General features: G+C 43.0%; 9 protein-coding genes. 4 read left to right on the forward strand and 5 right to left on the reverse strand.

The genetic code is table 11. From position 1 onward, the window contains the following. Nucleotides 1-811, reverse strand: an 811-nt coding sequence (locus B7C60_RS13660) for an alanine dehydrogenase (RefSeq protein WP_245869451.1), incomplete at its 3' end; no start/stop codon positions are given. Nucleotides 812-959: 148 nt separating this feature from the next. Here B7C60_RS13660 and lrp point away from each other — a divergent pair. The 3 genes from lrp (at nt 960) to B7C60_RS13675 (ending at nt 6,275) form a co-directional block, all read left to right on the forward strand. After that, nucleotides 960-1,454, forward strand: a complete 495-nt coding sequence (gene lrp / locus B7C60_RS13665) for a leucine-responsive transcriptional regulator Lrp (RefSeq protein ID WP_004726475.1) — start codon at nt 960-962, stop codon at nt 1,452-1,454. A 184-nt stretch (nt 1,455-1,638) separates the two neighbouring features. Beyond that, nucleotides 1,639-4,488, forward strand: a complete 2,850-nt coding sequence (locus tag B7C60_RS13670; RefSeq protein ID WP_099612147.1) for a DNA translocase FtsK — start codon at nt 1,639-1,641, stop codon at nt 4,486-4,488. Between the two features lie 773 nt (nt 4,489-5,261). Then, nucleotides 5,262-6,275, forward strand: a complete 1,014-nt coding sequence (locus B7C60_RS13675) for a carbohydrate porin (RefSeq protein WP_099612148.1) — start codon at nt 5,262-5,264, stop codon at nt 6,273-6,275. A 51-nt stretch (nt 6,276-6,326) separates the two neighbouring features. Here the strand turns inward: B7C60_RS13675 and dsbB are convergent, their stop codons facing one another. Further along, nucleotides 6,327-6,848 (reverse strand): disulfide bond formation protein DsbB, encoded by a 522-nt coding sequence (gene dsbB / locus B7C60_RS13680; RefSeq protein WP_099612149.1) that lies wholly within the window; start codon nt 6,846-6,848, stop codon nt 6,327-6,329. 119 nt (nt 6,849-6,967) lie between these two features. After that, complete coding sequence (nhaB, locus tag B7C60_RS13685) at nt 6,968-8,554, reverse strand: Na(+)/H(+) antiporter NhaB (RefSeq protein WP_099612150.1); 1,587 nt, start codon at nt 8,552-8,554, stop codon at nt 6,968-6,970. A 567-nt stretch (nt 8,555-9,121) separates the two neighbouring features. On the opposite strand from nhaB, the gene fadR reads away from it, so the two are divergent. Further along, nucleotides 9,122-9,961, forward strand: a complete 840-nt coding sequence (gene fadR / locus B7C60_RS13690) for a fatty acid metabolism transcriptional regulator FadR (RefSeq protein WP_099612151.1) — start codon at nt 9,122-9,124, stop codon at nt 9,959-9,961. 70 nt (nt 9,962-10,031) lie between these two features. Here fadR and B7C60_RS13695 read toward each other — a convergent pair whose 3' ends face one another. Together B7C60_RS13695 and B7C60_RS13700 are read right to left on the reverse strand one after the other, a co-directional pair. Continuing rightward, the gene (locus B7C60_RS13695) at nt 10,032-11,189 is read right to left on the reverse strand and encodes a DUF1887 family protein (protein ID WP_099612152.1); all 1,158 of its coding nucleotides are present in this window, start codon (nt 11,187-11,189) and stop codon (nt 10,032-10,034) included. A 203-nt stretch (nt 11,190-11,392) separates the two neighbouring features. Beyond that, on the reverse strand, nt 11,393-12,747 hold a 1,355-nt coding region (locus B7C60_RS13700; protein ID WP_245869454.1), incomplete at its 5' end, for a methyl-accepting chemotaxis protein.

Below are 12,747 nucleotides of genomic sequence, written 5' to 3' on the forward strand. Positions count from 1 at the left end.
GGTCAATGGCAACATCGACAACGGCAGAACCGGGCTTCATTCGTTTAATATGCTCTTTAGTGACTAATTTGGGTGCGGTGGCCCCCGGAATGAGTACGGCTCCAATAACGAGATCGGCGGCAAGAATTTGCTGTTCAATTGCTTCGTTGGTGGAGAAAAGCAGTTTGACTCGCCCTTGAAATTCTTGGTCTAGCTTTCGGAGTACATCCACATTTCGGTCTAAAATGGTTACGTCCGCTTTTAAACCGATAGCCATTCTTGCCGCATTGGCACCAACCATCCCTCCGCCAAGGATAACGACTTTGGCCGGTGCGACACCGGGTACGCCACCTAAGAGTAAGCCCATGCCGGCTTGTGATTTTTCTAGGGTAAGCGCTCCGGCTTGTATTGCCATTCTACCTGCTACTTCAGACATAGGGGCTAATAGTGGTAAGCGTCCCATATGATCTGTTACAGTCTCATAGGCGATGCAAACCGCGTTACTCTTGATAAGTGCTTCAGTTTGTGGAAAATCTGGGGCAAGATGTAGATAGGTAAATAGAATTTGTCCTTCTTTTAGCATCGATCGTTCTACAACCTGAGGCTCTTTAACTTTTATAATCATGTCTGCTTGCGCAAATAAGTCTGCAGCAGAGTGAATAATGGATGCCCCGGCAGCGATGTAATCATCGTCTGAGAAACCGATACCTGTGCCTGCATGGGTTTCGACAATCACTTGGTGGCCATAAGTGAGAAGTTCTCTCACATTAGCAGGAATCATTCCCACTCTATACTCGTGGTTTTTGATTTCTTTTGGGATGCCAATTATCATCCTGACTCCTTAGTTGTAGGGTTAGTGAATGTAGTCACGTTGTATCGAATTTATAACTAGTTTAGTTGTGCATATATAAAGTTTGATGCTGAATATCAAAAAGTTATAGTATATTTTTTTGCAAGGAAGTAATAAGGTGGAATAAAAAATGGCAGACAACTATAAAAGGCCGTCCAAGGATCTTGACCGGATTGATCGCAATATCTTAAATGAGTTGCAAAAAGATGGTCGTATTTCAAACGTTGAATTATCCAAGCGAGTAGGGCTTTCACCGACTCCTTGTTTAGAACGTGTACGTCGTTTAGAGCGTCAAGGGTATATCACCGGATATACTGCGTTACTCAACCCTCAATATCTCGATGCTTCACTGCTCGTGTTTGTTGAGATCACGTTGAATCGTGGTGCACCAGATGTATTTGAACAATTTAACACTGCGGTACAAAAGCTGGATGATATTCAAGAGTGTCATTTAGTCTCTGGTGATTTTGATTATCTTCTCAAAACTCGAGTCTCAGACATGGGGGCGTATCGCAAGCTTTTGGGGGACACGTTGTTGCGTCTGCCTGGTGTGAATGATACTCGCACTTATGTGGTCATGGAAGAAGTTAAACAAACCAACCAACTGGTGATTAAGACCCGTTAATCTGTTTCTGTCAGTGGAATAGCGAGTTCTTGCCTCATTCTGACCGAGATAGATTGGGTTTTTTACCTTGGTATGGTTAAATCTATAAACAAACCGAGCGGCAGTAGCCGCTCGGACTGTTTTCATCGCTCCGATATGCGTATAGTGTATAACATATTGGGCATTATCATAGTCAAGTTGGTTTATGTTCAAAGAGAACAATCATAAAGTTGAAACGATCGTCAAGACCAGTGAAGAGCCTCAGTCTTTGCGCTTGAACGGTAAACAACGATTAAAAGAGTGTGGGCTAATTTTAGCGGTACTCTTTTCCATTTTATTAGCGGTAGCGCTGGTTACTTTTCATCCTGCTGATCCTTCTTGGTCTCAAACTGCTTGGGGCGCAGATATTCAAAATGCAGGAGGAATGATTGGTGCTTGGATCGCAGATACTCTATTTTTTGTCTTTGGCTCATTAGCCTATTTATTACCGATCATTTTAACGTTGAGTGCTTGGGTTTTTTTACGAGCGAGAGAGGAAGATGAACGGCTCGATTTTACCTTGTGGGGAACAAGGTTATTGGGCCTAGCCATATTGATTTTAACCAGTTGTGGCCTTGCTGATATTAATTTTGATGACATCTGGTACTTTTCTTCTGGCGGTGTGATTGGCGATGTATTGACTAGCTTGGCTTTGCCCATCTTAAATTTATTAGGCACAACGCTGGTGTTACTTTTTTTGTGGGGGGCGGGTTTTACCTTACTTACGGGTATTTCTTGGTTAACTATTGTCGAGTGGTTAGGAGAGTTTACCATCCGTGCCTTTCAGTGGTTAGTCAACCGTTGTCGTGGTGAAAAATCCGAATTAGTGGCTCCACAACTGTTAGAACCTAACGTCTCCGCATTTTCTCCTCTCTCTGAACATGATCAACAGGCTCCGGATGAGTCGGTTATGAGTTCATTATCAATCGAAGAAGACCAAAACGAGCCACAAGAGCGACGTTTTAATATTCATATCCCTGAGCCTCGTTCGGAAAAAGAGCAGCCAAATCCGGTTGAGTTTTCTGTTTCACATCGGAGGGACGAACCTTTAGCGACCACTGAGATTGAAACATTATCTCAAGAAACTGTCCGCGAGGCGCAGCTGTATACCACGATTGAAGAGCTAGAAAATGCGGCGTATCAAAACGATGATTATGCTGAAGATACAAAAGTCGACCTAGAAAAAACGCATCTTAATCCGCATGCTTCGCTGCGGCCATCAACGGAATTCATCGAACCAGAAACACAAGATGGTAGCCAGACAATGGCTTCATTGTCTCAGTCTGATTGGGATGAAGAATCTACAGAACCGATGATTTCAACCTTAGATGTGCTTGAAACGCCAGTGGTAGAGGAGCAAGCCAATATACAGCCTGAAACATCGACAAGAGAGCAGGAAAGTGATGCTGACGATCCAGACGTACAGGCTTTTCAAACCTTGGTATCTGAAGCTCAAGCCAACCTCGCGGCTAAACAGAATCCATTTTTGATGCAGCAAGAGGTTAATTTACCCAAGCCAGCAGAACCGATGCCGACTTTGGCGTTGCTGTATCATCCAGAAAAACGAGAAAACTTTATTGACCGAGCCGCTTTAGAAGAGATTGCCCGTTTAGTGGAATCGAAATTGGCTGATTATAAAATTCAAGCACAAGTTGTGGATATCTTCCCTGGGCCAGTTATTACCCGGTTTGAGTTAGATTTAGCACCTGGAGTAAAGGTAAGCCGTATTTCTAGTTTATCCATGGACTTAGCTCGTTCTCTTTCAGCTATGGCGGTTCGGGTTGTCGAGGTGATTCCAGGTAAACCGTATGTTGGCTTGGAGCTACCGAATATGAGCCGCCAGACGGTCTATTTGTCGGATGTGATCAGTAGTCACCAATTTCAAGAATCAAAATCGCCAACGACCATTGTGTTAGGGCAGGATATTGCGGGTGAAGCTGTCGTCGCCGATTTATCCAAAATGCCTCACGTTCTCGTTGCGGGAACGACAGGTTCCGGAAAATCGGTCGGTGTGAACGTCATGATTCTGAGTATGCTGTATAAATCTACGCCAGAAGATGTTCGTTTTATCATGATTGATCCGAAAATGTTGGAATTATCGATTTATGAAGGGATCCCACATTTACTTGCGGAAGTCGTCACCGATATGAAAGATGCGTCTAACGCATTACGTTGGTGTGTGGGCGAGATGGAGCGTCGTTATAAATTGATGTCTGTGTTAGGGGTCAGAAATATAAAAGGCTTTAACGATAAGCTGAAAATGGCCGCACAAGCTGGGCATCCGATTCATGATCCTCTCTGGAATGATTCGGAAAGTATGGACAGCGAACCCCCATTGTTGGAAAAACTGCCTTATATTGTCGTGGTGGTCGATGAGTTTGCCGATTTAATGATGGTGGTCGGTAAAAAGGTTGAAGAGTTAATTGCGCGTTTAGCTCAAAAAGCACGTGCAGCGGGTATTCACCTTATTCTGGCTACTCAACGACCGTCGGTCGATGTGATTACCGGATTGATTAAGGCAAATATTCCAACGCGAGTTGCCTTTACTGTTTCAACCAAAACAGACTCACGAACCATTTTGGATCAAGGTGGTGCCGAGTCGTTATTAGGGATGGGCGACATGCTTTATTTACCAGCAGGCTCTAGCCATACCATTCGTGTGCATGGTGCTTTTGCTTCTGATGACGATGTTCATGCGGTCGTGAATAACTGGAAAGCGCGTGGAAAACCGAATTATATCAGTGACATCATTAATGGCGATCAAGGGCCGGATGGATTGTTACCAGGTGAAAAAATGGAAGAGGATGAGGACATAGACCCTCTTTTTGACCAAGTTGTCGAGCATGTGGTTGAAAGTCGTCGAGGTTCTGTATCTGGTGTTCAGCGCCGTTTTAAAATTGGTTATAACCGTGCCGCTCGTATTGTTGAACAACTGGAAGCGCAAGGCATTGTCAGCGCTCCGGGGCATAATGGTAATCGAGAAGTACTCGCGCCCGCGCCTACTAGGGGCTGTTGACCTTAAAAATTAATGTCTGTTTCTTTATCTTATACTGCTTAGCGTGAGCTAGGTACTGTTGACCTTTCGAATGGAATTTAACCGTGAAAGGTCAACGCAACCTAATCTTTCTATCTCGCAATTTTCTTTATTTTTATCCTCAAGATTCAACTCGTGATACACAAAACTACTTTTTATACCCTCCTACTTGAAGTTGCAGGGGGGCTGGCTACGTTTGTTCACGCCAATTGCATAGCCTGTCTATGCCCATGGAGATGATAAGAACCATCCGTGTCTCTCACCAAAGGCCAGCCTACGGCTGTTGAAATTGATTCCAGACCAATTTGTCACTCACTTGTCGCCTACCTGTAACGCCAAATGGTTTGAGTATCATCTCATCTTGAGTGATCTCCCGATGCTATTTATTTACATTCCGTTGCTGAATTATTTTTTTCAATAAAAAAATTAACAATAATAATCATGCCACTATTTTATTTCTTATCCAAATTAATTCCATAAGCGTGATGGAGGAAATATTCCTTATCATTCATTGAGTGGGAACGGTTCCTTGTGTGATCGGATTCATGGTTTCTATGGTTTTGGTAAATGTAGACTCTCCACCGTCGGCAGCATGCAAGGAGGCACATGTACAGTGGTTGCTGACCTCGGGAATGAAAAGGTTGCCACATTTCAACAATGTACCCCCTAATCTATGTTCATTTCTGAGTAGCGCTAAGGAAAAGCATTAAACCAATAAAATCAAGATAATGGCCTTAAGGTCAATGGAGATAATAATGAAATTTAATACCTTTGGTAAACTTTCGCTTGCTTCCGTTTTAGTTTCTACAGCACTGGCAGCACATGCTGGGATCAGCGTTGAAAATGAAAAGGGTCTATTCACGATTGGTGGTGACGTTGAGTATGATCTCAATGTGGTGGATAAAGAAAGAAAGAACCAAGATCGTCAAGATTTTAGTCAAAGTGGCCGGATTTTGGTGCAAATTGCTGCTGAGCGTGCTGTTGCCAATGATCATTATCTGAAAGTGCAAGTTCAGCCACTACTGAAATCAACGGGTGATGTGGATTTAGATGATGCCTTCTTCGCAATGGGTCGCCAAGCGGATTGGGAAGTGAAAATTGGGCGTTTTGAAGCGTTTGATATGTTCCCTGTTGGGCAAGATACCATGCTCGATTTTGCAAAAGTCGATGTGAATAATAATGTTATTGAACCTTATCGCTTAAAAGACGCTCGAGGCCGTGGTGATTATGGCCAAGTAAGCTATGCAAAATCGCTCGATAAGTTGTATTTTGAAGTAGGATCACTGTTTAAAGAAAATAGTGGTGCGGATCAAAATGCTGTGTTTGTGCGACCGGTTGTCGCTTTTCAGGCAACAGATAGTCTGCGCTTTGCCGCCGGTATGGAAGCGAATTTAACGGCGGATAAGGCAGATGCTGAGAATGATTATCTTGGCTATGGGGCAACCATTAAATATGCGGTGTCAGATTTTAGCTTAGATGTAAGTTATGCGTACCGTGATTTTGATACCACTGATCAAGAAGACTCCTCAATCGGTGCTGTTATTCAGTATAAACGATTTGGTTTAGGCCATATCTATTCAGAAACTGACACGGGCAGCAAAGAGAAAATGAATACCACTTGGGCATCTTATGAGATTGCTAATGTGATGGATGTGCAAGATTTCTCTATCTACCTTGGATCTTACTTCTCTAAAGTGGATAACGATAACGATAACGATAACGATGACCAAGATGTCGGCGTTCGTGTACGTTTCAAGTACTTCTTTTAATTGGTAATTCACACAATTTATTTGCCCACCGCTTGGTGGGCTTTTTATTGTTTATGCTGCCCGCTTAAGACACTGAGCCACTAACACAGCAGCAAGCGCTATCAAGTTACCAGCAAAAATAACCACTAACCATTGTGGCATCGTCAAGCTTATAAATTGCCAAGAAATGTCACTACAGTCCCCATAAGCCTCAAACATCCAAGGTACCCACTGGTTGAGTGGTGCCCAATCTGGAAACGTGACAAACAGATCACAGGTATTAAATGGCGACGGATTTAATTGGTAATCTACATGCTCGATAGAAAGGGTGAGTCCTTGGTAGGCGCTTATCCCCCAAACAATAAATCCTGACCAGCGAAGTCCTCGCTGTTTGGGATTGAGTAGGCCAATGAACGCTCCTACACCGATACCCAACATTGCGATTCGTTCATAAATACACATCACACATGGGGACAGCATCATTATATGTTGGAAATAGAGGGCACAAAGCTCAAAGAAGAGCACGAAAATGAATAATAGAGCCCAAGAGAGGCGATTATGAGAGAAACGTTGGAGTTGCAAAAGAGCGTTCACATCATCATCCTTGCGTAATTAAGAAAATATTCAAGCCATTGATGTTTATTGGCATCAATGGCTTGTTCTAGTATTCAGAGCTTTTTAGCGTGGAATAGTTTCTTATTCAATACAAATTTTTAATGACCAACAATAGCAGCGGCGGCTTTGAGACTATGATGAGTGATCCAACCCATCTCGTAAAAGTAGCTAGTCATGGGCTCGAGTAGGAAAATGATCCCGCCTAAACCGATTAAACTCATTACGATAGTATATGGCAAAGCCATGACCACCATTCGTCCATAAGACAGTCGGATTAATGGTGCCAGTGCTGAAGTTAACAGAAACAAGAAAGCAGCCTGTCCATTCGGTGTTGCAACAGAAGGGAGGTTTGTGCCCGTATTGATTGCCACCGCAAGGAGATCGAATTGATCGCGAGAAATCAATCCGTGCGTTAATGCTGATTGCACCTCGCTGATGTATACCGTGCCGACAAAGACATTGTCGGATACCATCGACAGTAGACCATTGGCGATATAAAACAGAGCGAGCTGTACACCTTTATCTTCAATATGCAGCACACTGTCGATGATCGGAGTAAATAATTGTTGATCGATAATCACCGCAACAATGGAGAAGAAAACAGCTAACAGTGCAGTAAACGGCAAGGCTTCTTCAAATGCTTTACCTAAAGCATGTTCTTCGACGATACCTGAAAAACTGGTCGCAAGAATAATCACGGATAAACCGATGAGACCTACAGCGGCCAAATGTAGCGCTAATCCAACAATGAGCCAGACCGCGATAATCGCTTGAACCCAAAGTTTAGCGATATCTTGTTGCGTTCTATGCAGGCGAGTTTCGCTATCGAAATCCATTAAGACCTGGCGAACATTGGCTGGTAGTTCTGCTCCATAACCAAATATTTTAAAACGTTCGACCAATAGGCAGGTGAGAAGTCCGCAAATAAAAACAGGCACAGTGATGGGTGACATACGAATTAAAAACTCACCAAACAACCAGCCAGCATGGTCAGCAATAATCAGGTTTTGTGGTTCGCCAACCATCGTCATCACACCACCTAAAGCCGTTCCAACCCCAGCATGCATCAGTAGTGAGCGTAAAAATGCGCGATAGTTTTCTAAGTCATCACGAGTCAGTTCTGGTATTTGCTCATCATGAGTATGATCGTGAGACGGGGCCGACGGTTGTCCTGAGGCAACTTTGTGGTAGATGGAGTAAAACCCAACCGCGACACTAATGATGACAGCGATTACGGTCAGTGCATCTAAAAAACCAGAAAGAAAAGCCGCCGTAATACAAAAAGCCATCGATAAAATCAATTTTGAACGGATACCTAACAGAATCTTAGTGAAGATAAATAACAATAAGTTCTTCATGAAGTAGATACCTGCGACCATAAACATCAGCAGAAGTAAAACTTCAATATTTGCTACTAGCTCATGTTTGACTTGGTCTGGACTTGTCATACCAATGGCGATTGCTTCAATAGCTAACAAGCCACCAGGTTGTAGTGGGTAGCATTTTAATGCCATGGCTAGTGTGAAAATAAATTCAGCCACCAGTAACCAACCGGCCACAAAAGGATGAATAAAAAAGAAAACAATCGGATTGATGATTAAAAAGGCAATGATGGCAATTTTGTACCAGTCTGGTGCTTTGCCTAAAAAATTCTTAATAAAGGCGCTTCCGAGTGATATCGGCATGATAATTACTCTTGTGTTAGTCAGATTAGACGCTTCATTGATCCAAGGTTCATTAGCCAGTGAATCGCTCTTCATGGCTGGTGGTTAAGAACGCTGGATTTCTGGTGTGAAGAATCTAATGGAATCATTTCTCATAATGACTGAGTAAAACTATAAACGGATAAGTTCACACTTTTACTGATTCATTCCCTAAAAGAATAAGCACGGAGGGTGCTTAGGCGCGAACCGCACTAAATGAATAAATTCACAGCTCTCCTTATTGATTGAACGTTGGCCAATTAATGGTTTAGTGAACCTATAAAATGGTCAAGCCCTATTTCGGATATAGAAGAGTAGTGGATGATCGAGTGTGAGTAAACCACACGAGCGTGCTTTTCACTATTACTTTTTGATAAATTAAATTGAATAAATGAGTGGATATTATCTTGATGAACGATTGAAATAGAGTTGTTACTCTAATGGTAGTGATGTGATGCGTTTAATAATGGTTTGTTTCCGCTCAATGAAAACTAGTGGTATGATGAGTGCTATTCGACCCAAATAAATTAGAAACTGGATGAGTAGTTAATGGTCATCAAAGCAAAAAGCCCAGCAGGTTTTGCAGAAAAATACATTATTGAAAGCATTTGGAATGGTCGTTTCCCTCCGGGATCTATTTTACCTGCCGAGCGAGAGCTTTCGGAGCTAATTGGTGTTACTCGAACGACATTAAGAGAAGTTCTTCAGCGTCTTGCACGAGATGGTTGGTTAACCATTCAGCATGGTAAGCCGACTAAAGTAAATCAGTTTATGGAAACCTCAGGTTTACATATTCTCGACACATTAATGACATTGGATGCTGAAAATGCCACCAGTATCGTTGAAGATTTACTTGCCGCGCGAACCAATATTAGTCCGATATTCATGCGTTACGCATTCAAGATTAATAAAGAGAGCTCAGAGCGGACAATTAGCAATGTGATTGAATCTTGCGAAGCATTATTAGCGGCTGAGTCCTGGGATGTCTTTATTACCACCTCGCCATACGCTGATAAAATTAAACAGCACATCAAAGATGAAACTGATAACGAGGAATATACCCGTGAAGAAATGCTCATAGCGAAGACATTTAATTTTTATGATTATATGTTATTTCAGCGTTTAGCCTTTCATTCCGGCAATCAAATCTACGGTTTGATCTTTAATGGTTTGAAAAAATTGTATGACAGAGTGGGTAGTTATTACTTTTCTAACGCTGAAGCTCGTCAGTTAGCATTATCTTTTTATCGTGACTTGCTAGACGTGTGTTGTTCTGGTGATCGGGATCAATTACCGATAGTCATTCGCCACTATGGTCTTGAAAGTGCGCAAATATGGAATCAAATGAAAACGACGTTACCATCAAACTTTACTGAAGATGATGGCTAGTTTTCCATCAGTGCCATATAAGATTCAGCAGAAAAAGCCCATTGGGCTTTTTCTTTGGTTGAACCTGCGCTTAGAGTTCGCCACCTCCTGCAGCTTGAAACCAACGCGTTAGATGTGTTTTTAGATCTTTCAATTCATCAGGCCCAATCAGAGCAAGCCCTAAATCCTCTGCACGTGTAATATCGTTATGTCTTAATGGACGAAAACTCACTAACATCGCACGGGCTTGCAGCCCGCCAAGTAAGTCGCGTAATGACTCTAACTTGTATAAAGTATCGTCACCATCATCACGCATCCCTTTTGTTTTACACTCTATAATGTGTAGTTTATTGTTGACGACCGTTGCGACATCTAATTCATTACGCACTTCTCGCTCACCGAGTTGACGGTAAACTTGGACGTTAAGTGACCGATCTTGTATGGTTGGCATAATATCTTGTATCTGTTTAACCGTACTGTGTACCAGCGTTTCTAACCACTCGCCGTTGGCAAATCGGCGCGCATCTTCATCGGCAAAAGTGAGTAAACCTTGCTGATATGTCGCAATATTGGCTTCTACCAGATCCGTGATCAATAAATTGAGTTCACGGTAACCTTGTTGTTTATCGGAGAGCACAACATCTAACCGCTGTTCTTTACGACAGGTCGTCGCTAAGTAATTTAGGGTAGCAAGGCCTGGCCCCAGCTCTAACGCATGGCTAGCCCACCGCTCACCGAGCTGGTACAACTTTTGATCTAACAGAGGAGGGCGGTTATATTGGCTAAATTCTCCTCGTGCGCCAAAAATAGTCAAATAATCGGCAATCGTAATATTGTCTTGTACTTGAGTATCTTGGCTGCTGTCTGGATAGAGCCAGCACAGTCGATCGCTCCGGGGCTCTACGACAAAAATAGGCCAGTGATGAGTTCGAAATACTTCATAAACAGATAATAACCGATGGCGTAGGCCACAGCTGGCATTCAGTTTTACTTCGACTTGGCGATTTTTTAGCTCATCGGCGAGCCGACGGATGGCTAACTTGGTTTCGTTAATATTAGCTTCGTAAGGAATTTCAAAGAACTCAGAAGTGATATCACGTTGTTCTAATACGGTATGTAGACGAGCATACATCACTTTTTGCGTTTGATCACCGATGAAGACAATGTGTCGACTAACGGTTCGATTATCTAATAAGGGGGTGATCAAACGTACTGGATCTTGATCAATAATGCCAACATGAACAGCCATATTCTATCCTCATGTTTGGCTTGCAAAATGGGGGAAAAAGAAAAGAATGAAGCAAGCCCTGCTCATCATATAACGGTGAGCGAGCAAAAAAACAAGGGTGACCGGATAGAAAAGTCACCCTGATGAGCAGTTTTGACGTTAGGCTAACAATCGATACCGAGAACCGCATTCTCGTTGCTTGAAAAATCAGCCATATTGGTATCTTATAACTTAAACCTATGGACGAGTTGACCTTGCTGATTGGCCAGTTGGGTTAGGCTCTCACTCGTCTGTGCGATTTGATTCATGGCTTGGTAGCTTTCGTCCGCGATATGGTTAATATCTTCTATACTCCGTGCGATTGAGCTGGTGGTTTCACTTTGTTCTGCTGCGGCCTGAGAAATATGGGTACTCATTTGGCTAATTTCTATAATCAGCGCTTGGATTTCTTCCATTGCGCTGTTAGCACTAGAGGCTTGCTCAACCGATTGCTCCATATCTTGCATGCAAGTTTCAATCACTTTACTTGCGGTACCAGAGCTGTTTTGAAGGTTACTGATCATCGTTTCAATTTCTGATGTTGACTCGGTCGTTCGTTGTGCTAAGACGCGAACTTCATCGGCCACTACGGCAAAACCTCGACCTTGTTCTCCTGCTCGAGCGGCTTCAATGGCTGCATTCAGCGCGAGTAAGTTAGTTTGTTCGGCTATGTTACGGATGACGTCTAAAATAGAACCAATTTGGCTACTCATTTTATGCAATTCACCGACAGCATGAACCGAGTCGTTAAGACGAGACTCTAATTGATTGATGGTAGAAATATTATTGCTCATCACTTGTCGGCCGGATTCAGAAGCACTTTCAACTTGCTGAACCATGTGCAGCGAACTTTGCGCGCTATGCGCGACTTCCTGAACGGAATGTGCCATTTCTGTCATCGCTGTGGCCACATTCGCGGTTTGTTCTCGTTGACCATTCAGTTTGTTTTGTGCACTTTGTGAGGTCGACTGATTGCTATTTGCCGTGGCAGTTAAATTATCTGAAGCTTCATTTAACTTGACCAAAATATCATGTAGGTTGTTTGCGAGTGAGTTGATGTGGGTACTGACTCGAGCAAATTCGTTATTGTAGCGGACTTCAATACGCTTGGTCATATCACCTTGTGTGAGGCTTTCGAGAGTAGCAAGAATACGATTGAGTGGGCTACGTACACTATGTGCGATATGATAGCCAATACCGGTAGCAAGTAAGACCACTAAAATCCCAATACCAATCGCTCGATATACGCCTAAATCATAAACTTCGGCTGCTTCTGTTAAGGCTGCATTGAGTTCTTGCGTAGCGGTTTGGTTGAATGAATCAAGAATGACCATCGCATGATCGACTTCAGCCGCTAAGTTGGCAATATTATCATACAAGGCAGTACGAGCTTTTAAGTACTCATTATGTTGATCCAGCACCCCACCTTTTTGTCCAATATCTTGAGTAAATTGGGCTACCGAGTCATCAAACACCTTCTTGAGTTCAGGGAGCTGAGCGGTGAGTCCTCGGTAAGAGTAATTGAGGTGAGCCACAGCTT

The organism is Vibrio fujianensis (assembly GCF_002749895.1).
GTDB lineage: Bacteria > Pseudomonadota > Gammaproteobacteria > Enterobacterales > Vibrionaceae > Vibrio > Vibrio fujianensis.